Annotated in this window: 37 protein-coding genes and 1 tRNA gene; 34 read left to right on the top strand and 4 right to left on the bottom strand. The window is 71.4% G+C overall.

The genetic code is table 11. The features are described from left to right. Positions 1-123: 123 nt before the first annotated feature. Positions 124-819: a hypothetical protein gene (locus ABT297_RS04305; protein ID WP_350544516.1), complete on the top strand. Its 696-nt coding sequence runs from the start codon at positions 124-126 to the stop codon at positions 817-819. Between the two features lie 421 nt (positions 820-1,240). On the opposite strand, the gene ABT297_RS04300 is transcribed toward ABT297_RS04305, so the two are convergent. Then, complete coding sequence (locus ABT297_RS04300) at positions 1,241-3,055, bottom strand: metallophosphoesterase family protein (RefSeq protein WP_350544663.1); 1,815 nt, start codon at positions 3,053-3,055, stop codon at positions 1,241-1,243. Between the two features lie 86 nt (positions 3,056-3,141). On the opposite strand from ABT297_RS04300, the gene ABT297_RS04295 reads away from it, so the two are divergent. Continuing rightward, a tRNA-Thr gene (locus ABT297_RS04295) sits at positions 3,142-3,217 on the top strand. A 90-nt stretch (positions 3,218-3,307) separates the two neighbouring features. On the opposite strand, the gene ABT297_RS04290 is transcribed toward ABT297_RS04295, so the two are convergent. From ABT297_RS04290 to ABT297_RS04280, 3 genes are all read right to left on the bottom strand, one after another. After that, positions 3,308-4,789, bottom strand: coding sequence for a tyrosine-type recombinase/integrase (locus tag ABT297_RS04290; protein ID WP_350544514.1), 1,482 nt, complete (start codon positions 4,787-4,789; stop codon positions 3,308-3,310). Next, the gene (locus ABT297_RS04285; RefSeq protein WP_350544512.1) at positions 4,789-5,379 is read right to left on the bottom strand and encodes a hypothetical protein; all 591 of its coding nucleotides are present in this window, start codon (positions 5,377-5,379) and stop codon (positions 4,789-4,791) included. Before ABT297_RS04285 ends, ABT297_RS04290 begins: the two co-directional genes overlap by 1 nt. 161 nt (positions 5,380-5,540) lie before the next feature. Next, the gene (locus ABT297_RS04280) at positions 5,541-5,996 is read right to left on the bottom strand and encodes a helix-turn-helix domain-containing protein (protein WP_350544510.1); all 456 of its coding nucleotides are present in this window, start codon (positions 5,994-5,996) and stop codon (positions 5,541-5,543) included. 205 nt (positions 5,997-6,201) lie between these two features. Here ABT297_RS04280 and ABT297_RS04275 point away from each other — a divergent pair, with 205 nt between their 5' ends. The 32 genes from ABT297_RS04275 (at position 6,202) to ABT297_RS04120 (ending at position 26,131) form a co-directional block, all read left to right on the top strand. Further along, the gene (locus tag ABT297_RS04275; protein WP_350544508.1) at positions 6,202-6,495 is read left to right on the top strand and encodes a helix-turn-helix domain-containing protein; all 294 of its coding nucleotides are present in this window, start codon (positions 6,202-6,204) and stop codon (positions 6,493-6,495) included. A gap of 125 nt (positions 6,496-6,620) precedes the next feature. Continuing rightward, positions 6,621-7,184 carry a hypothetical protein gene (locus tag ABT297_RS04270; protein ID WP_350544505.1) on the top strand — a complete coding sequence of 188 codons (564 nt, stop codon included), beginning with the start codon at positions 6,621-6,623 and terminating at the stop codon, positions 7,182-7,184. Continuing rightward, on the top strand, positions 7,181-7,543 hold the full coding sequence (locus tag ABT297_RS04265; protein ID WP_350544502.1) for a hypothetical protein: 363 nt from the start codon (positions 7,181-7,183) through the stop codon (positions 7,541-7,543). Before ABT297_RS04270 ends, ABT297_RS04265 begins: the two co-directional genes overlap by 4 nt. Continuing rightward, a complete protein-coding gene (locus ABT297_RS04260; RefSeq protein ID WP_350544499.1) occupies positions 7,540-7,947 on the top strand; it encodes a hypothetical protein in 408 nt (135 codons plus the stop codon). The genes ABT297_RS04265 and ABT297_RS04260 overlap by 4 nt, the downstream gene beginning before the upstream one ends. Continuing rightward, complete coding sequence (locus tag ABT297_RS04255; RefSeq protein ID WP_350544496.1) at positions 7,944-8,330, top strand: hypothetical protein; 387 nt, start codon at positions 7,944-7,946, stop codon at positions 8,328-8,330. The genes ABT297_RS04260 and ABT297_RS04255 overlap by 4 nt, the downstream gene beginning before the upstream one ends. Next, positions 8,330-8,722, top strand: coding sequence for a hypothetical protein (locus ABT297_RS04250; RefSeq protein WP_350544493.1), 393 nt, complete (start codon positions 8,330-8,332; stop codon positions 8,720-8,722). The genes ABT297_RS04255 and ABT297_RS04250 overlap by 1 nt, the downstream gene beginning before the upstream one ends. Beyond that, positions 8,715-9,821, top strand: coding sequence for a hypothetical protein (locus ABT297_RS04245; protein WP_350544491.1), 1,107 nt, complete (start codon positions 8,715-8,717; stop codon positions 9,819-9,821). Before ABT297_RS04250 ends, ABT297_RS04245 begins: the two co-directional genes overlap by 8 nt. Further along, positions 9,818-10,360, top strand: a complete 543-nt coding sequence (locus ABT297_RS04240) for a hypothetical protein (RefSeq protein ID WP_350544489.1) — start codon at positions 9,818-9,820, stop codon at positions 10,358-10,360. Before ABT297_RS04245 ends, ABT297_RS04240 begins: the two co-directional genes overlap by 4 nt. Continuing rightward, on the top strand, positions 10,357-11,049 hold the full coding sequence (locus tag ABT297_RS04235) for a hypothetical protein (RefSeq protein WP_350544487.1): 693 nt from the start codon (positions 10,357-10,359) through the stop codon (positions 11,047-11,049). Before ABT297_RS04240 ends, ABT297_RS04235 begins: the two co-directional genes overlap by 4 nt. Further along, positions 11,046-11,798, top strand: coding sequence for a hypothetical protein (locus ABT297_RS04230; protein WP_350544484.1), 753 nt, complete (start codon positions 11,046-11,048; stop codon positions 11,796-11,798). The genes ABT297_RS04235 and ABT297_RS04230 overlap by 4 nt, the downstream gene beginning before the upstream one ends. Then, on the top strand, positions 11,795-12,187 hold the full coding sequence (locus ABT297_RS04225; protein WP_350544482.1) for an SsgA family sporulation/cell division regulator: 393 nt from the start codon (positions 11,795-11,797) through the stop codon (positions 12,185-12,187). Before ABT297_RS04230 ends, ABT297_RS04225 begins: the two co-directional genes overlap by 4 nt. A gap of 112 nt (positions 12,188-12,299) precedes the next feature. Next, positions 12,300-12,512, top strand: coding sequence for a hypothetical protein (locus ABT297_RS04220; protein ID WP_350544479.1), 213 nt, complete (start codon positions 12,300-12,302; stop codon positions 12,510-12,512). Then, positions 12,509-12,928 (top strand): hypothetical protein, encoded by a 420-nt coding sequence (locus ABT297_RS04215; protein ID WP_350544476.1) that lies wholly within the window; start codon positions 12,509-12,511, stop codon positions 12,926-12,928. Before ABT297_RS04220 ends, ABT297_RS04215 begins: the two co-directional genes overlap by 4 nt. Next, a complete protein-coding gene (locus tag ABT297_RS04210; protein ID WP_350544473.1) occupies positions 12,925-13,467 on the top strand; it encodes a hypothetical protein in 543 nt (180 codons plus the stop codon). Before ABT297_RS04215 ends, ABT297_RS04210 begins: the two co-directional genes overlap by 4 nt. After that, positions 13,464-14,474 carry a hypothetical protein gene (locus ABT297_RS04205; RefSeq protein ID WP_350544470.1) on the top strand — a complete coding sequence of 337 codons (1,011 nt, stop codon included), beginning with the start codon at positions 13,464-13,466 and terminating at the stop codon, positions 14,472-14,474. The genes ABT297_RS04210 and ABT297_RS04205 overlap by 4 nt, the downstream gene beginning before the upstream one ends. After that, positions 14,471-15,547 (top strand): hypothetical protein, encoded by a 1,077-nt coding sequence (locus ABT297_RS04200; protein WP_350544467.1) that lies wholly within the window; start codon positions 14,471-14,473, stop codon positions 15,545-15,547. The genes ABT297_RS04205 and ABT297_RS04200 overlap by 4 nt, the downstream gene beginning before the upstream one ends. Continuing rightward, the gene (locus tag ABT297_RS04195) at positions 15,540-15,959 is read left to right on the top strand and encodes a hypothetical protein (RefSeq protein WP_350544465.1); all 420 of its coding nucleotides are present in this window, start codon (positions 15,540-15,542) and stop codon (positions 15,957-15,959) included. The genes ABT297_RS04200 and ABT297_RS04195 overlap by 8 nt, the downstream gene beginning before the upstream one ends. Continuing rightward, positions 15,956-16,549: a hypothetical protein gene (locus tag ABT297_RS04190; protein WP_350544463.1), complete on the top strand. Its 594-nt coding sequence runs from the start codon at positions 15,956-15,958 to the stop codon at positions 16,547-16,549. Before ABT297_RS04195 ends, ABT297_RS04190 begins: the two co-directional genes overlap by 4 nt. Before the next feature lie 41 nt (positions 16,550-16,590). Beyond that, positions 16,591-16,740 (top strand): hypothetical protein, encoded by a 150-nt coding sequence (locus ABT297_RS04185; RefSeq protein WP_350544461.1) that lies wholly within the window; start codon positions 16,591-16,593, stop codon positions 16,738-16,740. A gap of 12 nt (positions 16,741-16,752) precedes the next feature. Beyond that, positions 16,753-17,763: a TerD family protein gene (locus tag ABT297_RS04180; RefSeq protein WP_350544459.1), complete on the top strand. Its 1,011-nt coding sequence runs from the start codon at positions 16,753-16,755 to the stop codon at positions 17,761-17,763. Positions 17,764-17,798: 35 nt separating this feature from the next. Then, complete coding sequence (locus tag ABT297_RS04175; RefSeq protein WP_350544457.1) at positions 17,799-18,572, top strand: VWA domain-containing protein; 774 nt, start codon at positions 17,799-17,801, stop codon at positions 18,570-18,572. Then, positions 18,569-19,657: a DUF475 domain-containing protein gene (locus tag ABT297_RS04170; protein ID WP_350544455.1), complete on the top strand. Its 1,089-nt coding sequence runs from the start codon at positions 18,569-18,571 to the stop codon at positions 19,655-19,657. Before ABT297_RS04175 ends, ABT297_RS04170 begins: the two co-directional genes overlap by 4 nt. A gap of 434 nt (positions 19,658-20,091) precedes the next feature. Then, positions 20,092-21,363, top strand: a complete 1,272-nt coding sequence (locus ABT297_RS04165; RefSeq protein ID WP_350544453.1) for a hypothetical protein — start codon at positions 20,092-20,094, stop codon at positions 21,361-21,363. Further along, on the top strand, positions 21,360-21,911 hold the full coding sequence (locus ABT297_RS04160; RefSeq protein WP_350544452.1) for a hypothetical protein: 552 nt from the start codon (positions 21,360-21,362) through the stop codon (positions 21,909-21,911). The genes ABT297_RS04165 and ABT297_RS04160 overlap by 4 nt, the downstream gene beginning before the upstream one ends. Next, positions 21,908-22,273: a hypothetical protein gene (locus ABT297_RS04155; protein ID WP_350544450.1), complete on the top strand. Its 366-nt coding sequence runs from the start codon at positions 21,908-21,910 to the stop codon at positions 22,271-22,273. Before ABT297_RS04160 ends, ABT297_RS04155 begins: the two co-directional genes overlap by 4 nt. Continuing rightward, positions 22,266-23,183, top strand: a complete 918-nt coding sequence (locus tag ABT297_RS04150; protein WP_350544448.1) for a hypothetical protein — start codon at positions 22,266-22,268, stop codon at positions 23,181-23,183. The genes ABT297_RS04155 and ABT297_RS04150 overlap by 8 nt, the downstream gene beginning before the upstream one ends. Before the next feature lie 194 nt (positions 23,184-23,377). Beyond that, complete coding sequence (locus ABT297_RS04145; RefSeq protein WP_350544445.1) at positions 23,378-23,638, top strand: hypothetical protein; 261 nt, start codon at positions 23,378-23,380, stop codon at positions 23,636-23,638. After that, complete coding sequence (locus tag ABT297_RS04140) at positions 23,635-23,997, top strand: hypothetical protein (RefSeq protein WP_350544443.1); 363 nt, start codon at positions 23,635-23,637, stop codon at positions 23,995-23,997. Before ABT297_RS04145 ends, ABT297_RS04140 begins: the two co-directional genes overlap by 4 nt. Next, on the top strand, positions 23,994-24,431 hold the full coding sequence (locus ABT297_RS04135; RefSeq protein ID WP_350544440.1) for a hypothetical protein: 438 nt from the start codon (positions 23,994-23,996) through the stop codon (positions 24,429-24,431). The genes ABT297_RS04140 and ABT297_RS04135 overlap by 4 nt, the downstream gene beginning before the upstream one ends. Continuing rightward, positions 24,428-25,591: a hypothetical protein gene (locus ABT297_RS04130; protein ID WP_350544437.1), complete on the top strand. Its 1,164-nt coding sequence runs from the start codon at positions 24,428-24,430 to the stop codon at positions 25,589-25,591. Before ABT297_RS04135 ends, ABT297_RS04130 begins: the two co-directional genes overlap by 4 nt. A gap of 37 nt (positions 25,592-25,628) precedes the next feature. After that, complete coding sequence (locus ABT297_RS04125; RefSeq protein WP_350544435.1) at positions 25,629-25,871, top strand: hypothetical protein; 243 nt, start codon at positions 25,629-25,631, stop codon at positions 25,869-25,871. Beyond that, positions 25,868-26,131 (top strand): hypothetical protein, encoded by a 264-nt coding sequence (locus ABT297_RS04120; protein WP_350544432.1) that lies wholly within the window; start codon positions 25,868-25,870, stop codon positions 26,129-26,131. Before ABT297_RS04125 ends, ABT297_RS04120 begins: the two co-directional genes overlap by 4 nt. Positions 26,132-26,150 lie beyond the last annotated feature (19 nt).

Here is a 26,150-nt window from a genome sequence, read left to right as displayed (position 1 = left end):
AAGCGGCGCCTTGTCTGGCTCGATCTTTGCGAAGCCCCATCGAGCCGGACTGGGCGTTGGCGCCGGCCATCAGGTAACGCGGCCCCTGCGTCGTGTCCGGGGCGGGCGTAGCGAGGAGCGGGCATGACCGATGTGCTCGATCGGCTGGCCGACGTCGGGGACGAGCTGTTTCGGCGGGTCGGTGACGCGTTGGCCGGCGGGGGTCTGCCTGCGGACGGGTCGCTCCGGGAGCTGCTGCGGCGCGTCGGGGCGCTGCCGGACGAGGTGCTGGAGCACGCGCTGCGGCTCGACGTCGATGGGCTGCGCGCTGCGGCGCTGGAGCTGCGCGGGGTGGCCGGGCGGTTCGGGGAGCTGCCGGGGCGGTTGGAGGCCGACATCGGGCGGAGCGCCTGGGAGGGCGGGAGCGCCGAGGCGTTCGGGATCGTGTGGGACGCCCTGGCCGCGCACATCGGCGAGGAGGGCGAGCCCGCCACGATCACCGGGCGGCTCGTCGCCACCGCCGCCTACCTCGACGCGCTCGCGGCCTGGGCGGCCGGATTCCGATACGAGCTCGCCGAGGCCATCGCGCGGGTCGCCACCTCGGCCGAGGCGGTCACAGTGCTGACCGCGCGGGGAGAGCCGAGCGGCGACGGGACCGAGATCGCCGCGGCGGCGGGCCGTATCGCGCGGCGGGTGCTGCAGACGGCCGCTGACGCGCTCGACGCCGCCGAGGAGCTGCGGGGCCGGTGGACGGGGCGGCTGGCCGAGCTCGAGTACCAGCCGCCGAGAGTGCCGAGCGGGCCGGCCGTCATCTCCGGAGTCACCCGCGTCAACCTGTGACGCCGCGCGGGTGCTTCGGGCCGGCCGATCCGGCGCATTCGCGTCGACCTGTGAGGCCGGGCGGGTGGCTCGGGCTCGGCCGATCCGGCGCGCCTGCGCCAGGCTCTGGTGCCGTGCGAGTGCTTTCGACCGCCGGCCGCTTCGGCGCATTCGCGTCGACCTGTGAGGCCGGGCGGGTGGCTCGGGCCCGGCCGATCCGGCGCGCCTGCGCCAGGCTGTGGTGCCGTGCGAGTGCTTTCGACCGCCGGCCGCTTCGGGCGCATCCGCGTCAAGCTGTGACGCTGGGCGGGTGCTTCGGGCCCGGTCGATCCGGCGCATCCGCGTCAAGTGTGGTGCTGCGCGAGTGCTTTCGACCGCCGGGCGATTCGCGGTGCCGCGCCGGGCTGGGATGCCGCGCGGGTGCCTTCGACCGCCGGCGGCTTCAGCGGATCTGGATCGGGTCGTCGATGAGATGGAGCTCCATCGCGCGGGCCGGCTCGAACCACGGGGTGTCGGGGGCGGCCGACGGGCGGGCGTGCCAGCGGCGGGCCGTGTGGCGCACACCGATCGGGTAGATGGTCAGGCCGCCGTCGGCGGTGAAGTGCAGCCGCAGGAAGCCTTTGTAGCCGGTGATGCCCTGCGCCGCGAACAGCTCGTTCACGTTCACGTCGAACCTGGACGCGACGACAAGGTAGGCGGCGAAGAGCTCGCCGGCGGCGATCGCGGACAACGGGAGGTACAGGATGATGGCAAGGAGGAGAGGCAGCGGCCAGGCCAGTCCGACGAACGGCAGGCTCAGCCAGGCCCACGTGCCGAGCGCGGCCAGGCCGACGAACCCGATGCCGTGCGACAGGCCCAGCAGCCAGTGGCGCGGCCTTCGCTGGCCGGCGGTGTGGGGCATGGCCAGCAGGCAGGTGCCGAGCACGTCCAGGACGACCATCAGCACGGCCGGCACGGTCACCAGGCGCTGCTCGACGCCGGAGACGACCCGGTCGGCGGCGTTGACGAACGCGAGCATGGTCAGCGTCTGCAGCAGGCCGAGCAGGCCCAGGAACATCGGGTTGCGCCACGGCAGGCGCCAGAACACGCCCAGGGACAGGCCGCGCGACTGGGGCTTGGTTGGGAAGGTGCGGCGCAGGTCGTACGTGCGCGAGGGCGAGGCGTTGCGTACCAGCGAGCGCACCGGGGGCACCGAGATCTGCTCCGGCAGCTCGTGGGTCGGGTAGAGGTAGGCGCCGCCACCGCCGCTGGTGATGAGCTCGCGCTCCGGACGGGAGTACCGCGCATAGTGATGCAGGTCACCCGAGATCATCAGCCGCACGTCGGCGCCGGTGGGCGCGATGATCGTGCGGATGAAGTAGTCGAGGCTGTCGTACGCCTTGTGGTCGTCGGTCGACTCCACCCAGCTCGGCGCCGGCGGGCAGATGATGACCCGGTCGTCCGGACCCATCCTGGCAGCGACGGATCGGAAGTACCGCAGCTGCGGATCGTCGATGTAGGCGCCACCCTGCACGTCCAGCCCGAGCAGCCACCACCGGTTGGGCAGCTCGATCGCGAAGTACGAGCGCGACTGGCGGGTCCGCCAGCCCCCGACCGTGCCCTCGTCGCCGCGGACGAACAGCCGCAGGAATGCCGTCAGGCCGTCGTACCAGTCGTGGTTGCCCGGCACCGCATACAGCCTCGGCTGCGGCCCCTTGAGCGGTGGCTCCGGCATCGCGGCGCGGAACGGCCCCTTGAAGCGGTCCTCGTACTGCTGCCCGCTCGCCGTCGGATAGACCTGGTCCCCGCCAAGTATGAGCACCTCGCCCCGCGGCAGCTCGTGGCCGTCGACGGTCAGTGAGGGCTGTGCGAGCAGGTACGCGACGGAGTAGGTGGCGTTGAACCCGTCGCCGGTGTCGGCGGCGTAGTCGACCCAGAGCTCGCCGTCGTCGGGCCAGTCGGCGTCGTTCACCTCACCGGCGTAGCCGGCGCTCTCGCGCAGGATCCGGGCGGGAAGGGCGTCCTGCAGCTCACGCTTGTCGAGGTACGCGCCGAACAGGTCGGCCAGCAGTACCCGCACGGCGGTCCCGCTCAGCAGCACCGGGCTCAGCCACGGCACCGCGCGGCGCGGCGTGAACCCCATCTGGTCCGGGTCGAGCGCGGTCGGCCGCCCGTCGGCCGCCATGGGCGTGCCCTCGTCCTCCTGCGGCAACGGCAGCAGCGGTTCGCCGGGTTCGGCGGTGAGCTCACCTGGGGCGGGCGGCATATCGTCGGGCATCACGGGCCGGACGTTACCCGTGTGCGACGCGACGGGGAATCCCCTCGCGCACCCCCCGGGATCGTGCCGTACACTGGTTCACCGTTGCCGCCTTAGCTCAGTCGGCAGAGCGATTCACTCGTAATGAATAGGTCGACGGTTCGATTCCGTCAGGCGGCTCCAAGGCCCTGACCAGGGCGAGAAAGCGGCCCGGGAGATCACTCCCGGGCCGCCTTCGTGATTGCGAACTGTGACATTAGCGTCGCGGCAAGATCATCCGGCCCTCGGTGTCGCGGCCTGCCGTGCCAGCATCAGGAACGCCTCGTTGGTGAACATCGCCTCGGCCAACTTCTTGACCGCCTCCCGTTGGAGGTCCTCGGCCGGCCCGACGTAGCCACGCGTGGTCCGGATGTCGGCGTGCCCCAGGAGGTCCTGCACCACCGAGATGTCCGCCCCCATGGCGATCAGCAGCGTCGCCGCGGTGTGGCGCGCGATGTGGAGGTGCTTCAGCGGCAGGCCGGCGCGCCGACCAAGATCCTTCCACTCGTCGTGATCTCGCCTGGGGTCAATCGGCCTGCCGTCGGGGCGGGTGAACGCATGGGCCTCGGGCGACCACTCCAGGCTGAGGTCCTCGAACTCGCGCTGCTGAACAGCACGCCATTCCACCAGCGCGTCGGCGAGGACGGGTGGCAGCGCCAGCGGTCGGGCTGAGCCCTCCGTCTTCAGATCGGACTCGAGCAACCCTCCATCACGCCGCTTCGGACAGTGCATCGCGTGCTTGACGCACCCCGGCGGGCACGGCTGCGGGCACGGCCGTTTGTGCATGCGGCAAGTCGCCCGCTGCCGCCGGCGCGGGCACCACCGCGGATTGATCTTGCACACGGTGACGTCGTCGCATCCGTGGACCCACTGCGGACCGCACACCTTCGTCCGGCAGCGCGGCGCCGCGCACGCAACTGGGTCGTCGCACCCGTGCTGCCAGGTCCCACGTCCCCACTGCTTCTGGAGGTCGATGCGGGGCTTCGGATTGCCGTCGGCGTCCATGGCCACGAGGTCCATGTGCGTCCAGCGCACGCCGAGTGCCTCGCCCTGCCGTGGCCCCAGCAGCAGCCGCAAGTACCACAGCGCCTTCAGCCGGTCCTTCGACGCTTCGCGCAGCAGCGCCTGGCCGTGCTCGAGCGAGTACCCCTGCGGCTTGGTCTTCCGCGCGGTGGGCTTCTCGACCAGGTCGCAGACGTTGCGGGTCGCCCGGCCGTACCGCATGGCGACGTCGAGGGCCTTGCTGAGGACGTTGTGCAGCTTCACGATGCTCGCCGGCTTCATCCCGTTGCCCGTGCGCCCTCCGCGCTTGCGCATGGCGTTGTACAGCTCGTCGAGATGTTCCGGCTCCAGCACATTGCGGGTGCCGGCCAGGCGGCGCTTGCCGATGTACGGCTTCGCCCAGTTGTTGAGCAGCGACCGATACGCCTTCCAGGTGCTCTGCGGCCGCCTGGGGCGCACGATGTATTCGAGGTAGTGGTCGAGCCACTGGGAGACCGTCTCGATCTTCTTCAGCGGGGCGCCGCCGGCCGCCTTCGCGCGGGCAAGCACCTCGTCCATGGCGACCGCGACTTCCTCGGCGGTGTCGCGCTGGATGTGAACGCGTTTTGGTGACCCGTCAGGCTTCGTGCCGACCCGCGGCCATGCGTGCCACTTGCCGTCCTTGCCCTCGGAGATCTTGTAGCGCCCCTTGGGGTTCCGGCCACGGCTGGCCATCAGGCGCCGTCGCCGCCGCGCAGGCGCATGGTGGCCTGCTCGCCGCGGCGACCGCGGAAGTCGATCACCTTGCCCTCGCCGGCGACCGCGTAGCCGAGGTCGTGTGCTGCGTGGGTGTAGGTCCCCCAGTACATGACGTCGAGCTTGGCGGAGATCTGCTCGGCCATGGCGGCGAGCTGGGCGTGCGCGGCGGCGTTCTGGGCGATGATGGCGACCAGGCGGGCGTCGAGCTCGGTGGTCGTGTCGTTTGCCCGTGCGGCGATTGCGTCGCCGAGGCGCTGGAGTTCGGCGTAGAGCGTCTCAGCTTCGTGCTTGCGCTGCTGATGGAGGTTCTCGAGGTCGTGCCGGCGGGCATCGCGCATCAGGTACCGGATCGCGAAGGCCAGGGTGCCCAGCGAGAGCGTGGTGGCGAATGCGGCCAGCGTGAGGACGAGGGTGTCATCAGCTTCGGTGTGTGTGCTGACGGCGAGGCTGATGATGAGTGGCCAGCTCAGGGCCGCGACGGTTGCGGCGAGGGTTGTGAATACGAGGCTTGTGCGACTTGCGCGGATCGGTTCGGTTGCGGGCAGGCGGTTTTTCGCCTTCGACATGTGCGGTTTCCCTTTCACACATGGAAATCGGGCGTAGCGACATGCACGAATCCCTTGTCCTGCCCCGACATTGGGAGTCGTCGCGCCACGGTAGTCCAGTCAGATGCAGTCAATCACTCAACCGATCGGCTAGATCACGCTGAGTGCATCTGGCGATTCGGTCAGCTCCCGGTGGACCTGCGGCCGGCGGACCGCGACGCCAGGTTCCGAATCGTTTCCCTGATCAGGTATTTCTCCTGCTCAGACACGTTCGGATCCTGAAGATTGCGCAGTATCACCTCGAAGTCGGGATCCGGCTGTACGGGCTCCGGCACCTGGGCGCGGCCCGTCTTGCCGGGCCAAAGGATGGCAAAAGCTGCGAGCACGGGCACGTCGAGGACGTCGCAGAACGCCTCGACGGCATCCGCAGACGGAGACTCTTTCCAGTCGCCATCGAGCCAGCGAAAGAGGGTCGATCGGCTCACGGCGACCCGGCCCTCTCCGCCGGCCGCCCGCTTCTTCGTCTCCTCGGCGATGTCCGTGACCGACCAGCCCCGGTTCTGCCGCGCGCCGTCGACAAGGCGCCGCACGAACCGCGAGAAGGCAGCCCGGCGAACGTCCGGGGAAGTGGACGGCATGGCGTCACAGTAGGTCCTGTTTTCAGGACTGCCGTCCTGCGCACAGGATGAATCCCACACGCGCGACGGCGGCCCATGCGCACCAACTGGTTTGACTGCGCGTGACAGCGTGTGCATAGACACAAATCTAGGTGACTCCTGCAATGAGCGACACTAACCGAAAGTATGAGTCGTCTCATGCACGGGACTGTGTCATAGTCGTCCCATGCGTGAGACTCCAGTCCTCGACAGTCCCGTTCGTGAGACAAAGGTCGAGCCGCTCAAGCCGATGTACGTGTCGGTGAAGGACGCCGGCATCTACCTTGGCCGCCTCGTCCCGCGCGAGATCTACCGCCTGCTCGACGCTGGCGAACTGGAGTCCGTCCACCACGGCCGGCGTCGCCTCGTCGACACCGAGTCGCTCGAGGCATACGGCCGCAGGCTCAAGCGACACACGGCGGAGACCGAGAACGCGCAACACGAGGCGGAGACCGAGAACGCCCAGGCCGCGAGCTCATGAGCGACGTCGGCGACCTGCAGGCATACCTCGACCGCCTTGGCGCCTGAGCGGTCCGCAGACCCAAACACGCAGGCCTCGCCGAGCGCTGTCACGCCCGCGAGGCCTTGACCGGAGGGATAGCTCCGATGCACGACAAGGTACCTGACTTCCCCGACTATTTCACCGCCGGCCGCAAGCAGCGCCAGGTCAGCCACGACGCGCTGCTCGCCCCGCTCGGCGGCATCCAGCTCGACGCCACCGAGCGGCACCTGATCGCGCTCCTCGCCGAGATGCCGTCGGGCACCGTCGGCGCCGCGGTGCAGCTGCTTAAGCGGTGCCGCGCCGGCGCCGGCCACTACACGGCGGCGCTGGAGCTACGCGCCGACCAGGTCGACGTCGGCTGGCTCCTGCTCGACGCCAGCAACGAACACGACTGGCACCCGATCACGGCCGTGCTGGAGTGCGACGACGACCACGCCGAGCCCTTCGACCCCGGCACCGGTCCGGTGCCCGGGTACATCGCCGGCCGCTGCGGGCACCGCGTCGTCGAGTCGGAGTGGCGGGCCGGCTTCCGGGTGTGCGAGCGCTGCCCGGACCCGGGCAAGACCGACTGCACGATCCTCAAGTCCGCCGCCTACCCGGACGGTGAGGCCCACTGCCCCGCGGGCTGGACCGTGATGGTGCGCATCCCGGCAGGTGAGGCGGCATGAGCCCGACGCTCGACGAGCAGGCCACGACCACCGACCCGCAGGTCACCGCTGACCACCACGCCGTGCTGCTCTTCCAGACCATCGCCCGCGCGATCGACATCGACGGCGTGCGCCGGCCCTGGGGTGTCACGCTCCCGTACGGCACGACCAATCACGCCAGGCTGCAGTACGGCTCCGGCTGCACCGCCGACGTCGACGACTGGGGCCTGCTGCTCGGCGCCACGCCGGTGCTGGACCCGACGATCCTGGTCGGCCCGGGCCACTGGCGGAAGTACGAGGTCACCGGCGTTCTCGACGGGATGCACTTCGAGGTGTGGTGCACCGTGCCCGTCGACGAGTCCGAGCAGGTGTCGGCATGAGGGCGCCCGCGACCCGGCAGCGGCTGCTGCGCCAGATCCTCGTCGCCGTCCTCGACGCGCCCGCACCCAAGGCGATCCGCATCGACGATGAGCGCGGGAGCCTCGATGTCAGATTCGACTGCGATTCGGCGGCCGATGCCCACGCACTGGCGAAGGCACTCCGCCTGCGTGATCAGCGTGAACACGGGCAGCCGCACCCGCTCAATACCACGCCGGAATGCTGGTCGGGCTACCTGCGTGGCACGCTGCTCGGCTGGCACGTGCAGATCGGCTTCGACGCGCCGTTCACCGGCGAGTACATCGACCGCTGGAGGGCCAAGAGCGGCTTCACGACGTGGCCGGCCACCGCCGCAGTGCTGGACCAGCCTGACCCGTGCCCGGCCGACCAGGTCGTGACGCGATGACGCGCCGGCAGATCCGAGCCCTGTGCTACCTGGCCGCAGTCGGGGCCGCGCTGCTCGTCGGCTCGCTCACGCTCAAGGGTTGCCTGACGTCCTTCTGGCACGCGCACAGCGAGGCCGTCGTGTTCGGCGGCGTGCTGTGCGCCGTCTACCTGGTGCTGCTGCTCGTGTTCGCCCGGACGGCCCGCAAGCGGCTGCTCCGCGTCCGCGCTCAGCGCGACCGGGCTCGCCGGGCGCTCGAGCAGCGGTGGGCCGACGCCGACATGCGGGCCGCCGACGCCCGGGCGTACCGGCCGTGCCCGACCTCCGGCGTGCCGGTGGAGCAGATCCGCGCGGAGTTCGACAACATCATGTACCGCGAGTTCATCGTGGGTGGTGACCGGTGATGCTGCACTGGATCGCCGCACACAAGCTGCTCGTGTTCCTGCTGTCGACGCCGGCCGGGCTGCTCGCCGCCGCGCTGATCGCCGCGGCCGCGCTGCGCCGCTGGCCGGCCCGGGCCGAGGACGCGCCCACCGTCGAGCTCCCGGCCGCGCCGCGCCAGCCCACGCACGCCGCCGGCCACGTCGACCAGGTCGACGACACCACCGCGCGTACCGGACCGCGGCACGCCGGGATCGGCGCCCAGCGGTGGCGGCCGATGCACACCCGGCGGGCCGTCGCCCGCCGCGGCCGCCACCACACCGGCGACCGCACCTGGCTCGGCTGGCTGGAGACCCAGGCCGCCGATGTCACCGTCGACGACCTCGCCGAGGCGATGGAGGCCCACCGTGGGTGAGCTGCAGAACGCCATCGGCGACCAGGCCCGCGCCGCGCACGAGTCGCTGGCCAAGATCGGCGAAGTCGTCGGCGACGTCATCGCCAGGGCGCCGATCCCGGCCAGCGTGATCCAGGTGGAAGATCGGTCCGGAGATCCTTGGGGCCGAACTCGCGAGGGCCTCTGGACCGTCTTCCCGAACGATGGAAGCCGGGAGGTCTGGGAGCAGGACGCTGGTTCCTACGCCCGCTACTCCGACGTGCGACTGCTCGAGGACCACGGCCCGCTCAAGGTGACCGCCGTGCGCGAGCCCGAGCAGGTCGACGTGCTCGACCTGGTGCGCCAGTACGGCCACGGGGGCCACGAGTCCGGCGTCGCGGCCGCCCAGCGCGACGAGGAGGCCGACGACCACCACGACGGCAAGGCCCGGCGGCTGTACGACCGGATCGAGGCCGAGGTGCAGCGCTTGCGCGCCGCCGCCGACGCCACCGGCTTCCTCGCTGCCGTCAACAAGCTGACCATCGAGCGGGACGAGGCGCGCGACCAGCGCGACCTCGCCCGCAAGAGCCGCGACGAGCACCACAACCGCCTTGAGGCGATCAAGGGCGAGCTGGTCAACGCCGGGTACGCCAGTCCGGACGCCGAGCCGATTTGGATCGGCAACGCCGTGCACCTGCTGGTGGAGGTGGCGGAGTCGCTGCAGGCCGCCGAGGCTCAACGACACGACTCCGGCGCCCCGATCGTGCTGTCGCTGTCCGAGGTGCCGGAGGGCGCCGTCGCGCTGATCGGCGCCGAGTCCCGCACCCGTTACCCCCGGATCAAGGTCGAGGGCATCCAGATGCCGTGTTGGCAGGACCCCGACGATGGTCGGCTCTTCGACCTCGGCGCCCTGCTGGACCGCGAGCGCTCCGTGACCGTCGAGATGGCCCCACCGCGCACCCCGCTCGACGACGTGCAGGACCTCCGCGACGAGCTGACCCGGCTCCACAACGGCGGCTACGCCGGTGCGGCCGGCCCGGCGTTCGCCCTCGTCAACCGCATCGAGAACACGCTCCGCGAACTGGGCGGCGACGCCGACCGCTCCCTCCACCCGACCAAGTCCACGGAAGGTGCTGCATGAACGTGCCCCTGCGCGAACCCACCTACGCAGCCGACGACCTCGGGCTGCCCGAGCCGGACCACCAGTACCCGGTCATCGTCACCGTGCACAAGGAGTACGTGGTCTGGGTGCCGGACGCCGCCGACCAGGCGGAGGCCCTCAGCATCATGCGCGACGACCCCGAGTGGTACGAGCTGATCAACGACCAGAAGAACCTCGCGAACTTCTGGGAGGAGATGCGCTCGCCCGGCGGAGACTCGCGCAGCTCCATCCTGGCCCAGCTCGACTGGGACCTGATCTACAAGGGCCATGGTGACGGGCCCTACGAGTCCCTCAACGCGGACGCCCACGTCCGGACGCACCAGTCCGTCCAGTGGGCTGCGGAGTACGCCGCGAAGCGCGAAGCGGAGAAGGCCGACTGCGTCGCAGCAGGCCACCCCGAGGTGCGGTTCTACTCGAGCGGCGACCCGCACTGCCAGGTCTGCGGCTCGATCAAGGCTGAGCAGCTCGTCGCGGACATCCGCGCGGCCGCGCAGCGCGCTGGGCAGGTGACGGCGTGAAGACGGTACCGATCAATTCGGCCGAGATCGAGGCAGACGTCGACGCCATCATTCGGCACTCGCGGATGCAGCCCTCTTCGGTCGAGGACCGGGCGGCTCCGGAGCAGCGCACGGTCGGCCTGGAGGTGCTCACGCCCGAGCTGCGCGAGGCGGCCGACGCCGAGCGCACCGCCGAGGAGCCCGAGTACATGCAGCGCGTCGGCCGTCAGCTGCTCGCCGGGGCGCGCGTGGCGGTGGTGCTCCGCGAGGGGGCCAAGGCCGCCGTCGGGGTCGTCGACACCGACTGGTCGAAGCTGCGCGCCCCGCTGCTGCTGGCCCGGTTGATCCAGCACGCGAAGGGCCAGGCGGACGAGTGCGGCGCCGAGCTGCTGATGCCGACGCCGGACGTGCTCGCCGCGCTGGCGGGCCGCCCGGTCGGCCGGTACACGGCCACGGTCGAGTCCCGCTGGAACGTGGTCCAGCCCGGCTGGCTCGTCCTGGTCGACACCCTCGTGGCCGGCCAGGCCGACGTGGAGTGGCTGACGGTCGACTGGCGCAAGGACTGCACCGACCCGGCCTGCGAGGTCGCGACCCGTGAGGCGTGGTCGAGCTGCGCGGTGGTCGCGGTCCGGGGGCAGGGCGTCCGGCACCGGGAGGCGTACCGGGCGATCCACGTGCGCATCCCGGCCGATACGGCGGTGGAACGGTGACGGCCCGGTACGAGGTCGGCGAGCTGGTCAATCTGGAGTTCCGTGCGGTGCCGGTGGTCCGGTTCGACGAGCGGCACCTGACGTGCGCGCTGCCCGAGGACGGCGGCCAGCTCGTCATGCCGCTGGACCACCCGGGCCTGACCGTGACCCGCGTGGCGCCGAGGGAGTGGCCGCCGCAGCCCGGCGACATCTGGGAGGACGCCCGCGGCGAGCAGTGGTTCGCGCGTAGCCACCCCGAGATCGACGGTCCGGCACTGGCGCATGTGGACGCCGTGCGGAACAGCGAGTGGGATGCGGGGACCATCCTCGACGCCCACGGCCCGATGCGCCTGGCGTACCGCAAGGGCTGGACGCCCGGACCGGCCCCGGCCGCCGCGGCGACGGAGTCTCCGACGCCGGAGGAGCCCACCATCCCCGAGGCGCTGCGTGAGCTGGCGGACATTCTCGAGGCGAACCCGGGCCTGCTGCCGTACGTCGAAATCGGCGCGATCATGCCGGACGTCGCGTCGCTCCTGCGCTTTGCGGAGGCGTTCGGTGTCGACCCGCAGGAATCCATGGCCTCGGACGGCCGCCACTGGCGGGTGCGGGTCGGGACGAAGTCCGGCGGTTTCGTGATCTCGGTCTTCCACATCGAGGACGGTGCGAGCAAGGACGATCTGCCGGTCGGCGGCTGTAACTGCGAGGACTGCGAGGACCTCCACATCGAGGACGGTGCGAGCAAGCTCGAACCCGCGCCGGAGCAGCCGTGACCAGCGATCTCCTGGCCGCCGAGGCCTACTGGACCTCCACCTGCCGCGGGCCGGCCGTCGTCGAGGTGTCCTACGCGCCGCGCATGGACCCGTATGCCCTGCAGCTCGCCATCGCCGTCACCGACGGGACGAACACGTGGCTGATCAGTCGCGACGTCGTCCGTGATGGCCTCTCGGAGGCCGCCGGCTACGGCGACGTCCACGTCACGCCCGTCGGCAACGGGCGGGTCGCCATCAACCTCGCACCCGGCGACGACACCCTCATGCTCCTCTTCGACCGTGAGGAGCTCGCCGCGTTCGTCGCCGCGACAGACGCCGCGGTCCGGCCCGGCAGCGAAACCGCACTCGTCGATTGGGATCAGCTCGCCAGGCAGTTGGCCGGCGCCTGATGGACGTCCGTGACCCGCGCTCGCCCCGCAACGATCTCCGCATCGCCGTCGCTGCGGCCGTTCTCGGCCTCATCGCGTTCATCGCCGCCCTCGCCTACAAGGGCCACCTCTGATGGCGCCAGACGACACCGCGCTGATCGCCTCCCACACCAGGCGGCGGGTCACGACCGTTGTGCTCCACCTGCCCGACCCCGACGTGACGGGCCGGCCCTACTGCCCGTGGGCCGGCTCTGTCGAGGCCACCACCGTCACCGAGGCGCTGAAGCTCCGCGCCGTCGGCTGCAACCTCTGCCCCCAGATCAAGGCACGAAGGACCAGCCCATGAGCAGCCACTGGGACGCCGTCGGCGTCGCGTTCATCCTGACCACCCTATCCATCGTCGCGCTGGTCGCGGTCGACCGCGGCTACAGCCGGGCCGCAGGCCGCCAACTCGGCCGGTTCCAGCGGCAGCTGGCCGACGAACGGCGGGCGTACTGGCGGCTCCACGCCCGGTACACCGCGCTGTGCTCCGCTGGGGTCACCGTTGACCAGGCCGCCGCCCAGGCCAAGGCCGAGGACGACCCTGCGGTGACCTCGCCGATCCCGTACCAGGTCGTTCCCGTCCCGCACACGACCGTGTTCACGACCGGGCCGCTGCTCGATAACCCCACCCGGGTCCACGGGGAGTTCGGGCAGGTTGTCCGGGACCGTTTCGGCCCGGGCGCGGCGCCGGTCGACGCGACGCCGGGTGGTGCGGCGTGAAGTACCTGGTGATCGACGAGGACGGCCCGATCCGGCTCCGCACCGCGCCCCGGTGGGATGTCGCCCGCCGCGACGTCGGCCCCGAGGGCTGGGATCGGGTCTCTCTGCCCAACGCCGCCGCGGTGTACGGGCCCGAACACGTCACCGTCGCCGGCTACGTCAACGACTGCAGCGCGCTTCCCGGCTCCCGCTACGCCCGGAACCTTGTCGGGTCGTGCGTCCTGGCGTCGCTCGGCGCACACGCCCGCCCGTACATGGGCCCGGTCCTCCTCGTCGGCTGGGACCCGGACCCGCACAGCGCCGACGTCGAGATCCGCTCCCTCACCGATGAGCAGATCGCGGCGATCCGGCAGATCCACGACGATGTGCGGCTCGTACTCCGCCTGACTCCCGGCGTGCCGAGCCGCAACGCCACGCCGGCGTGGCGGGAAGCGATGCGCGCCGTCGCGGAGATCGTCCGGACCGGGCCCGCGCCGCAGATGACCGTCCTCACCGACGACGACGCGATGGCCCACCTGTTCCGAGGGGCCCGGCGATGACCGCGACCAAGCCCGGCCTCGCCGCCGTCGTCGACCTGGAAGCGCCGTGCACGTGCCGCTGCCCGCGGTCGGGTCACCGGCTGCTCGGCGCTGGCGTGTACGGCGGCTGCCGCGTCCACGGCAAGTGCCAACGCTTCGAGCTCGACGAGCACGCCGCCGCGGCCGCGGCGACGCTGCAGCCCGTCGACCAGGCGGAGCTGTGCGGCTGCGGCGCGCGCCGCGGCCAGCACATCGGCGACGACGGCCGGCTGCGCTGCATGCACTGCGGCTGCCAGGACTTCCACACCGTCTGCGACACCAGCTGCAAGCACCGGCCGCCGGTGCTGCACCGGGCGACCGTCGCGGCGGCCACACCGGTGCAGCTGCGCGAGCACCGCCACGGCCCAGCGCCGCAGTGGGCGGCGCCAACTGACGTCCCGAAGCGGCTCATCGAGGAGCCGCTGCCACCCGCCGAGCCGGAGGACGCCGATGCCCCTGCCACGCCGCCCGCGGACGTACCCGAACTGGCTGCCCCCGCCGGCGGGCCGGCCGACGCCGGTGAAGCACAGCCGGCCGAGCCCGCCGCCGGAAGCGCCCCCGACAGCGCCGTAGGTGCCAAGTCTCCGCGTCACGACCCGCGCCCGGACACCGGTTCGCGCGACGGCGACGACGCGGACCAGGTGGTGACGGCCGCAACTGGGGCAGCGGCCGTCACCACCGCCCCCGAACCGGCGCCGGCCGCGCCGGCCACGGCGGCCGCCGCCGCTTCGCGGATGGCCGCCCGGGCGCGGCAGCGCGCCGCGGCACCGGCGCCCGGGCGGAAGCGTCCGCCGGCGAAGACGACCGGCCAGCCGAGCCCCGAACTCACGGCCGCGATCCGCCTGGTCGTCACCCAGGCCGTCGACATGTATCCCGCCTGGTACTGCCGCCGCTGCGAGCAGCGGCGCCTCCAAGACGGCAAGTGCCCGGCCTGCCACAGCCTGCTCCTGCCCGTCCACGTCCTCGTCGTTCCCAGGGAGCTTCCGTGAACCAGGACCGTCGACGTACCCACTGCCCGGACGGCCGACCGCTGTATCGGGTCGGTGAGATCCCCGACCACCTGGCCACGCAGACGATGCTCAAGCGGATGCGCCGACGGCCGGCCGACAGCCAGGAGCCAGCCGGGACGCTGTTCTACCACGGCAACAAGCACGCGCCGCTGTACGAGGTCGCCGCGGCCGTGGCGCTGCCGGAGCTGACCGGGAAGACGCTGGCACGGTGGACTGCGGCGCGCACCTGCGCCCGCTGCGGCTCGACCAGCGAGCACCCGATCGGGATCTGGCATGACCGGCGGCTCTGCGACGGCTGCTCGCGGGCTGAGCGGCTCGCGGAGGTCCGCCCGTCGCAGTTGGCGCTGCGCCTGGCCGCGGTCGACTGGGCTCGCCGGATCGTCGCGGCCCCCGACGCCGCGGTGCTGGCCTGCATCACCGTCGACCGGTGGCGCGGCCCGCTGCACCTGTACGGCGTCGGGTTCGACGGGACGGTGCTGCTCGACATCACCGCAGCCGGCAAGCAGACCGGCGGCATCCCGCCCGTCGTAACCCCCGGCGATGCGGTGCACGCCGACGAACCGCTGCACGTGCTGACGGATCTGGTCGGGCAGCGGCAGTTCGTGCACCACACGGTGCAGTCGGACGGACGCGGCTGGAACACACACTCGGTCACCCCGGTCGAGCGGCTCCTGGACGGGATCTATGACCTGGACTGGGACAAGCGCAGCCGGCTCCTCGACCTGTGCCGCACCCGAGGCCCGGAGCACGGCACCGACAACTACGAGGACCGGTGGCGGCACTGGTTGTGCCGGCCGAACCCGTCTGTGCACTGGCCGAGCCGCGGCGATAGCTGCCTTGAGTACTCCGTGGCGACCGCCCCGACCGCGCGGCGCCTCGCCGAGGACATGCTCGCCGGCGTCCGGGCGATCGCCGCCGACGAGCACCCGGACGGCCCGGCCGCCTGCCCGGTGCTGCCGGAGTCCGGCCTGGAGCCGTGCGGGTCCACGGACGTGACGCCCTCGGGTGTCTGCCCGGCGCACCAGCAGATCGAGGAGGCCGACCGTGGGTGAGCTGCAGCGCCAGATCGGCGGCCAGGCCGCTGACGCCGCGCACGTGACCGCGGAGGTGGCCCTCTTCGACGTCGAACCGGCGCCCGAGCGGCCCAAGCTGTCCGGTGACGCCCGCCGCCGCAACCGGCAGGACGAGGCTATGCGCCACGGCCAGCACCCGCTCGCCGTCACGCTGAAGACCTCGATCCCGCTGCACCCGAAGGCGCCCGCCGACGCAACGGACCGGACCGTGAAGGGCCTGCGCTGCGGCAGCTGCAGACACCGTGAGAGCGGTGCGGTGCGCGGCTTCCCGAAGTGCATGCTGCCCGGCCCGACCGGGCTGCCGCGGGTCACCCGCGGCCCGGGAACGGATTGCCGCGGCTGGTGGCCGGCGTGCGCCTCGTGGGAGCGGCGCGAGGAGCGTGCGCGGTGAGCGCCTTCGAGCGGTACGCCGTGCAGCTGCTCATCGACCAGGCCAACGCCGCCGGCGTCGACGTCCCCGACACGATCAACAAGATCGCGTCGTCCCTCGCGAACGCTGACCACTGCGGCTCCTACCCGGCGCGGACCTGGGCCGAGCAGCACCCCGACGAGGCCGACTGGCCGGTCGGCTGCTGCATCGGCAACGACCTCGGCGGGCCCGACCGGTGCACCTGCTGGGTGCCGGTGTTCGCGCTCGAGCAGCAGCCGCCGCGGCCGCCGCGGGAGCCGGCGGACATCGAACGGCAGCCGCGGATGTGCGGTGACTGCGCGTTCCGGAAGGGCTCGCCCGAGCGGGCCGACCAGTTCATGGAGGACGCGCTGTTCGACCTGGCCGCGTCCGGGCAGCCGTTCTGGTGCCACCAGGACATGCGCAGGCCGCTGTATTGGCGGCACCCGGACGGGCGGCGCGTGGAGGGCTCGACCGCGGACTGGCAGCCGCCGTTCGTCGCCGGCGTGCCGTACCGCGCCGACGGCCGGCCCGGTCTGCTGTGCGCCGGCTGGCTGGCCCGGGCCGAACGTGCGCATCGGGCGCCGCCGTGAAGGGCCGCGGCCGCGCCGCGGAACGGCGGGCCCGGCCGCACATGCCCGCAGAAGACCGGAACACCCCGGGCTGCTGCGCGATCTGCCGCCTGCCCACCGGCACCCGCAACCAGATCCACCTCGACCGGCCGCCGCCGGTCGACCCGGACATCACCGCCGCCGAGGCACGCCGTCTCGGCGAACACGACTGACAGGAGGCCCCGATGTCGACATGGTGGCAGGCCGCGCGCCGCGCCGACATCGGCCTGCGCCGCGAAGACCTCCCCGTCGACGCGTTCACCATCACCAACCGCGGCTGGTACCTGCTGTACCGGGTCCTCGAGGCGGCCGGCGCGCGGCGTGTCGACCAGATGGCCGAACCAGACACGTACATCACCGCGACCCTCGCGAACCACTGGGGCTCGGCGCTCATCTGCGCCTGCCTCGACGAATGGCTGCAGCTGGGCCGGTGGGACGGCCATGCCGTCGTCCCCGTCGGTGTCGTCCACCGCGCCGACACCGGCCAGCTCGCCGACACCTACGAACTCACGCCGCTGCCCGGCACGCCGCTGCACACCTGGCTGCAGGGCATCGGCCAGAGCCTCGCCACCACACCCTCCGGCCTCCACGTGACCGGACAACCCCGAAAGGACCCGCGCATGACCGTGAACCTCGTCAAGGGCGGCAAGGTCGACCTCACCAAGGCCGCCGGCGGCACCCTCGCCAAGGTCCGGATCGGCCTCGGCTGGGACGCCCGCAAGACCGCCGGCGCCGACTTCGACCTCGACGCCTCCGTCGTCGGCCTCACCGACGCCGGCGTCAGCGCCGGCCCCGACTGGTTCGTCTACTACAACAACCTGCAGGCGCCCGGCGGCGTCATCGCCCACCAGGGCGACAACCTCACCGGCACCGGCTCCGGCGACGACGAGCAGATCCTCATCGACCTGGCGGCCATGCCCGCCGACGTCGTCGACCTGCGCATCGTGGTCACCATCTACGAGGCACGCAAGCGGAGCCAGACGTTCGGCTCCGTCGAGAACGCCTTCGTCCGGGTCGTCGACGAGGCCACCGGCGCCGAGCTGTCCCGCTACGACCTCACCGAGGACACCGAGCCCGGCGTCAACGCCCTCGTCTTCGCCAAGCTGTACCGCCACAACGGCGGCTGGTCGTTCCGCGCGATCGGCGACGGGTTCACCGACGAGCTCGAAGGGCTCGTCCACGCCTTCAAGATCTGAAACCCCTCCCTCTCCACAACCCTGGAAGGACCCGCATGGGCCTGTTCGGAAAGACCAGGTTGACGGCGGCGCACACCGTCAACCTGCACAAGGACCCGGCCGGCGCGCCAGCCGTGAACCTCACCAAGGTCCGCGACGCCGGGCACGTCGACCTCGCCAAGCGCGCCGAGAAGACGGGGGTCGCCCTCGGCAAGCGCGGCCTGGCCGGCATCCGCGCCCAGGCGCAGCTGGTGCTCGACCACTCCGGGTCGATGTACCCCGACTACGACTCCGGCGACGTGCAGACCCTCGTCGAACGGGCGCTCGCCTTCGCGCTGCAGGTCAACGCCAGCGGCACCGTCCCCGTCATCCCGTTCGACTCGCGGATCCTGCCCACCGTCGAGGTCGGCGTCGGCAACTACGCCGGCGTCGTCAACCGGGAGATCTGGCGCGGCCGGAACATGGGCTCCACGAACCTGGCTGCGGCACTGCGCGTCGTGATGGAAACCGCGGCCGCGGCCACCGTCCCGATCTTCTGCATCGTCGTCACCGACGGCGAACCGGACAGCCGCCCCGACACCACCCGGATCGTGTGCGAACTGTCCCGGTACCCGGTGTTCGTGAAGTTCCTCGCCCTCAAACCGGTCGCGTACCTCGCCGAGCTCGACGACCTCGATGCCAGCCGCCGGCTGCTCGACAACGTCGACAGCAAGCCGTCCAGCACCGACCTGAACCTGCTGTCCTGCACCGACCTGCAGTTCGCCGACGCGATGGTCGACGAGTGGGACACGTGGATCGCCGCGGCGCAGAAAGCGGGGATCGTCGCGTGAAGACGCTCCGGATCTACGCGTTCTCGCTGCTGGCCACGGCCGCGATCTGGGCCGGGGTCGGCGCCGTCGCCGGCCTCTCCGCGCTCCTCGCGGTGATCGTCCTGACCGTGCTCGAGGTGACGTTCTCCTTCGACAACGCGGTCGTCAACTCGAAGCTGCTCACCTCGATGTCGCCGTTCTGGCAGCGCCTGTTCATGACCGTCGGCATCCTCGTCGCCGTCTTCGCGGTGCGGTTCGCCCTGCCGATCGGCATCGTCGCTCTCACCGCCGGGCTCGGCTTCGGCGAAGTCATCGACCTCGCCGTGCACCACCCGGCCGAGTACAGTGCCGAGCTCGCCAAGGCCGGCCCGCTCATCGACGCGTTCGGCGGCACGTTCCTGATCATGATCGCGATCGGCTTCTTCCTCGACGGCTCCAAGCAGGTCCACTGGATCGGCTGGCTCGAGCGGCGCCTCGCCCCGCTGGGCCGCTACGACAACGTCGGGATCCTCGCGATGATCGCTGCCGCGCTCGTCATGGTCTCCACCGTCGACGGGCCCGCCGAGGAACGGCTCACCGTGCTCATCGCCGCGGCGTGCGGGATCGCCCTGCACATGGCCTTGGACATCTTTGGTGCCGTCGTCGACGGCGACGACGAAGACGCGCCTGAGCGGCCCGCCGCCGGCAGGGCGAAGGTTCTCGTAGGCGCGGCCGCCGCGGTGATGTTCGCCCGCCTCGAGGTCCTCGACGCCAGCTTCAGCTTCGACGGCGTCATCGGCGCGTTCGCGATCAGCTCCAGCGTGCTCGTCATCATGGCCGGGCTCGGCGCCGGCGCGCTGTGGGTGCGGTCCATGACCGTCCACCTGGTCCGCGCCGGCACCCTCGCCCGCTACCAGTACCTCGAGCACGGCGCCCACTGGGCGATCGCGGTCCTCGGCGGCGTGATGCTTGCCAAGCTGTACGACGTCGAGCCACCCGAGTGGGTTACCGGCTCGATCGGCTTGGTGCTGATCGCTGCTTCGGTGTTGTCCAGCGTGGTGATGCGGCGCAGGTCGAGCGTCGTGGCGACGGACCCGGCACGGCTGGTCGAGGCTGCGGCCCGATAGCGGACGAAGGCCGCGGCCCGGGCCAGGTTCCAGGCCGCGGCTCGGCTGTGTTCCGGGAGCCGCTCCCGGCACCGCAGCCGGGTCCGCATCTGCTGGATGTGCTCGCGGCTGCGACGTGATGGCTTTGACCTGCGGAAACGTGTTGCCCGGCGCTGAGAGATCGGCGCCGGGCAACACGGCGTTTGCCTCACCACATCAGCAAAATTCGATCTTGAAGGGCGCGGGCTAGTGATCGAAATCCAGGATCGAACGGGTACAGTTACCCCCACAAACAGGGCGGAAGGCCGGGTGCTGGTAACACCCGACCTCCCTTGGGCCCTCATCCGCTGCAAGCCAACCGGAAAGGACCCCAGGCACATGATGCCACGGGCCAACCGCGCAATGCTGCGCGTCGTCACAACGCCGGCCGTCGCCACCCTGCGGGGTGGATGCTGATGGCCCGCTCCGAAGCCCGCATCGCCGTCGCCATCTGGAGCGACGAGCACTTCACCAGTCTGGGCCCAGGGGCTCAGCGCATGTTCATGTTCCTGCTGTCGCAGCCCGACCTCGCCCACGACGGCGTCATCGCCCTCCGCGAACGCCGCTGGAGCAAGGCCGCCGCAGGCCTCACCCGCGCCGACATCGAACGAGACCTGTGCGACCTGGCCGCGGCCAAGTTCATCGTCGTCGACGAGGACGCCGAAGAGCTGCTCATCAGGTCGTTCATCCGCGGCGACAAGGTGTACCGGCAGCCGAACGTGCTCCGCGCCGCCCAGGACCACCTGGAGATCGTGACCAGCCCGACGATCCGGGCAGCCATCGGTGTCGAGTTGCGCCGCATCATCGCGTCCGGCGAACTCAAGGGCGAGTCGATCCGCATCGTTGACGAGATGCTGGCCGCCATCGGGAACCCTTCCGGGAAGGGTTCCGGGAACCCTTCGCCGAACCCTTCCGCGCAGGGTTCCGGGAACCCTCCTGAGGACGTGCCGGACTCGGCCGTCGTCAACACGTCGAACCCTTCCCGCCCGACCCCGGCCGCCGAGGATCCAGCTGCGCAGGCCAAGGAGAGCCGTCAGCCCGCCCAAGCCGACACCAGCACCGCAGAAACGGCCGTATTCGCAGGTGGAAACCCTTCCGCGAAGGGTTCCGGGAACCCTTCGCCGAACCCTTCCGGGAACCCATCGGCCGCCACTCCCGGGGAAAGGGGAGTAGTTACGGCAGTAGGTAGTGGTTCCCCGTTCCCCGATTCCCCGTGCCCCGTACCCCCTCCAACCGCTGCGCGGTCGGGCGAGCCGGAGCCGGACGACGCGATCGAAGGCGAACTGCTCGGCCACCAGGTGCCCGCACTCGTCCTCGTCACCGACCTTCAGCCCCAACCGGCGCAGCAGGAAAACGCCGGGCAGATCAACAGCGCCTGGATCGACCACTGCACCAGCAGGAACGTGAAGCTCACCACCAGCGTCATCAAGCGCTACGGCGCCGGCATCAAACGGGCCCTGGCCGATGGCTTCACCACCGACATGGTCAAACGCGCCCTCGGCGAGATGCTCCATGACCGAGTCGCTTCCAGGCCGGCGCTCCTCGACAACTACCTGATCCGCATCCAGCAGGGACCTGAACTGCCGCCCCGGCGTGCCACGCAGGGCGAGGCCGCCGCCGCACGCATGTCGCCGTCCGGCTCCGACCTCGGCGCCCTCATCCACGACGCCCTGACGAGGCCCGCATGACACCCGAGGAGACCCTGACGCTCGCCCGGATCGCCGTCGTCGCCTACGACCGGCCTATGCCCGACGGGCTGCCCGAGATCTGGCACGCCGCCCTCGGCGACCTGCAGTTCGGGTACGCCCGCGACGCGCTCATGGAGCTGATCCGCACCTCGCCGTACTGGCCCAAGCCCTCCGACATCCGCGGACGCGCCCTCGAGGCCGAACGCGAACGGCGCAGCATCGAACGCCAGCAGCGTGAAGCCGAGGAGGCCAGGGCGCTCGCCGCGAGCGCCCAGCACACCGAGGACCGCTCCAACGACGTCGTTGACCTTGTCGCCGCCATCCGCGCACGGCTGCCCGAGAACGACCCCCGCAAGCTCCGGCCACGCCAGCACGCATGGCGCCAGCGGCAGCGCGGCAACGTGCCCGGCGAAGCCAACCCGCTGTACCGCGTCCCGCCGCCCGGAGGCCACCCGGTGCCCGGCGACGACGAGCCCAGCGGACTCGGCGCGGCGATCGTCGACACGTTCGCGGCCGGCTGGCCCAAGGACGAGCGGCGGACATCGTGAACGCCACCACCCGGGCACGGCGTGCCCTCGACGGCCTCGACGCCCGCCTCCAGGCCAACGTCGAGGACTGGGGCAACCACGCACCGCCTCGCCGCCCGCGCCTCGGCCACACCGCCGACTGCCCCGACAACGGCCGGCCCATGCCCCGCTCCGGACGCTGCCGGTTCTGCCGGGCTGAGGCGCTCGGCGCCGACCCGGCGCGGTCCGCCTGGCCCGTCGCGGCGCCGACCCCCGCGCGGCCCAGCACCGCGCCCGAGCGGGTCGCCGAGCTGCGCGCCTGCACCGGCCCGCACTGCTACCGGCCCACCGACCACCCCAGCGGCCTCTGCGACCGCTGCCAGCCAGGAGACGACCGTGCCTGACCAGCCCACACCCGACCAGCTCGCCGACTTCGACCAGATCCACGCCGCCCTGGACGCCAGCGTCGACACGCTCATCGGCATGTACGGCGCGGAACTGGCCGACGGGCAACACCCGGCCATCACGCTCGCCGGGCTCGCCACCTGGCTCGTGGCGCACGGCCAGCCCGAGGCGCTCGCGGAGCAGCTCGCCGTCGCGGTCCGGCGACTGCACGAGGCCGAGGTCACCTACGAGCGCGGCAAGGCCGGGGGCATCGCCGAGGGCCGCCGCCAGGCCACCGAGGGCGCCCGGGCTGGCTACGACCAGGCCGTTACCACACTCCGCGACGTCGCGGACCGGACAGGCAGTCCAGCGGCGCGGTGGGCTGCCGACTATCTCGCCGCCGACCCGGACCGGCGAGCGCCAGCCGTAGCGGTCGCCGGCCCGTGGGAGCCCGCCGAGCAGCCCGCAGGACTTGTCGTCGTCTCGGAGGCGACAACCTGCACCGTGTGTGGCGACGACATCTGGGCCACCGAACAGGCCCGCCCGATCGCGGGCGGTTTTCGGTGCCTGGTCTGCGACGTGAACCGCAAGTCCGCCGAGCAGCCCGAGCCCGCGCCCGAGCGCTGCGACCCGTCCACCGGGCGCCACACCGCACAAGGGGTGCATCCTTCGATGAGCGCCGACCTCCACCAGCGGCTGCTGGCCTACCTTGACGACCTGCTGTACAGCGTCGGACCGGACGGCGGAACCGGGGACGCCGTGCGCGCCGTCGTCGAGCTGCACAAGCCCGAGCTGTTCGGCGGCATCGTCGCCTGCCTCGCCTGCTCGCCGGGCATGCCGCCGCCGATCCTCATGCCCGCGCCCTGCTTGACTATCCAGGCCATCGCCCGCGAGCTCGGGATCGAGCAGGCCGGAGGCGACCGTGGCTGAGCGCTGCCCTGGCCTCGACCTCCCCGGCCCCAACTGGGAGTTCGATTTCTGCGACTTCCCCACCGCCTGGGCGCTCGCCCGGGAAGGGCTGCTTCACACCGACCGGCGGTGCTCGCATATCCAGACCTGGGGCGCGCTGCTCTGCGACTGCGGCGCCGTCCAGCGCGAGTGGGCACGGCGGAAAGGGGGTCGGCGTGGCTGACCTCTACGAGCAGCTGCCGGCGCTCACCGACTGGCAGCGCGACATGCTTCGAGTTCTGCTAGACAACCGTGGCGGCACCTTCAAGCCCACCGGCCGCCAGCTCCACCCGCTGCCGCCCCGCCGCGTCCGCGTGCGGATGGGCGACCGGTGGAGCGGCCCCTGCGTCGTGGTGGACGAGCTGGCCCACCTCGACGCCCCGGCGCGTGCCCGGCGCTCCTGGATGCGCGCCGCGTACCGAAGGAGGCGGGCATGAGCGAGATGAACCTCACCGGCTACGAAGGCACTGCCGCTTCCACTCTGGTCCGGATCGTCGACGCCGCACTTGGCGACTGGGACCGCGCCGAGGCCGGTCCCGGCTTGTGGGTATGGCGGTCCGAGTGGGACGAGCGCTGCCAGGTCGTCGCCGTCAATGCCCTCGCAGACCGCGTCTTCGTCCCCGTCGAGGGCTGGCCAGCCAAGGTGGGCCCGACACTGCTCGGCGGTGACAAGTACGGCCTGTTCGCCTCGGCGACCGTGCCGCACGTCTCCGACGCCAGCGAGATGCGCGAGGCGATCGCGGTCGTTGCCGTGCTGGTGCCCGACCTCGAACCTGCCACCTGGAGCACATCATGAGCGCCCGAGCGAGTAGCAGCACCTTCGAGCACCTCGGCGACCGGCTCACCGCCGCCGAGATCCAGGCGCTGCCCGACGGCGCCGAGATCATGGTCACCTGGTCCGGCGGCAACGGCCCCTGGCCGTACCGCGTCCTCGTCGACCGCTGGGGCGGACGCAACGTCGAAACCATCTACTGCGACCCGCTCACCATGACACTCGCCGGTGAGCGGTACGCCCATCACCACGTCACGGCCGGATGGTCCGACGTGGCGCGCACGTGGCATGACGCCAAGCCGCCCGTGGCGGAGCACATCGTCGAGAAATGGCGCAAGGAACGGGGCCAGCCGGCTGGCCCCGTTCTGGCGTACATCTACCGCGCGCCCGACGGCGCTCAGTACACCCTCGACCCGCAGGACGTCACCATCGTGCGAGCAGACGGAGGCAACACGTGACCGACGAGCCGACCGGCACCTGTCCCACCTGCGCACGCCGTGACCCCCGTACACCGCTCCTCTGCGACGTCTGCCGGTCCAAGCTCCGCAACTGGCTGCACGAGATCCCCGACCTCCACGCCGAGCTCGCCCGCCGCGAAACCGAAACCCACGACCACCGGCCCCACGTCATCCGCGACCAGGGCGCGCCGGCGGGCGTCCACGTCGTAACCAATCAGCCAGCCGACCCCGTTGCGCATCTTCTCCCGGCCGGCCCCCTCGGAGGCCAGGGTCGCGGCGGACCCATCTCAGGCTCCAAAGAGCCGCCACTGCCCATCCGTGTCGACCCCGTCGACCTCACCGGACCCGCCCGGCGCGTCTGGCTCCTCGGCGACGACCAGATCGGCCACGAATCCGTCGCCTCCACCCTCGACTTCTGGGTCCGCGACTGGCGCGACGCCCGCGGCGGACGCGAACGCCTCCCCGCACCCACCGTCCCCCAACTCACCGGGTGGCTCGCCCGACGTCTCGACGACGCCATGGACGCCCACCCCGCCATCGACGAGTTTTTCACCACCATCGCCCGCACCCGCACCGTCCTGCGCGCCCAGCTCGGCCTCATCGACATCCCCGAGCACAAGCACGGCATCCCCTGCCCGAAGTGCGGCACCGGCACCCTTATCCGCCACAACGGCAGCGACTGGATCGAATGCGCCACCTGCGCCGCCCACATCTCACCCAGCGAATACGACGACCACGTGAGCACCACAGCAGCAACCGAACACGCCACCAGGAGGACCGCCATGCGCAACCGGCGCGCCCAGTACCGCCTCGCCACCGCCATGCGCACCGCCGGCTGGCACCACCACGTCCACCACAACGAAGCCGGCCGCGACCCCGACGGCGCCCCCGAACACGACGGCTACCGCGTCCACACCTGGCGGCGCGGGCCCGAACACATCGAACTCTGGACCTACGCCGACGGCCAGCCCCTCGACGTCATCTGGTACGGCCACACCACCAGCCCAGACGCCGAACCCAACCTCGCCCTCAGCATCGCCACCCGCTGGATCACCGAACACGGCATCACCGCCCTCCACAAGATCGCCCGCGCAGCCGGGCTCCTTGCGGTCCAAAACGACGAGGCGGCCCACGAACAAGATGAGAGGCTGGCAGCATGAGCAGCGACATCGTGGCGTTCATCCAGGAGTGGCGGCCGTGACGAAGCGACGCCACCAGGTGATCGACGGCGAGCTCGTCGACGCCCCACGCGCGCTCAAGGCAGACGCCCGCCAGGTGCACTTCGGTGAGCTCAGCTGCGCCACACACCCCCAGTGGCTCGGCTGCCAACTCCAGCGGACCGGCTGCATCCAGTACATCCGGCTCTCTGAGCGCGACGAACGCACCTGGACGCAGCGACTCACCACATTCCGGGTCGTCGACCACAGGCGCGCCCGGTGAGCCGCGACCTCGCCCACCACGAAGCCGGGCCGCAGCCGCGCCGAGACGACTTCGGACCGCTAGAGGCCTACAACCACGCCTGGTATATCTGGCGGGCGATCTGGCGCGACGCCCACCTCACCAACGACGAGCTCGACGCCCAATTCCGAGTCCTCGCCGAACGCCTCGGCCACCTCGGAACAGGCCTCTGGGACGACGGCTCAGATCTATCAAGCAACCGGCACCAGAAACGCCACCACGCAACGCCCTTGCGTTCGTGATCAACCGCGATACACTTCC

This window comes from Dactylosporangium sp. NPDC000555 (genome assembly GCF_040300025.1).
In the GTDB taxonomy this organism is placed as follows: Bacteria; Actinomycetota; Actinomycetes; order Mycobacteriales; family Micromonosporaceae; genus Dactylosporangium.
The sequence above is the reverse complement of the archived record's forward strand: the minus strand, read 5'-3'. Positions and strand labels throughout refer to the sequence as shown.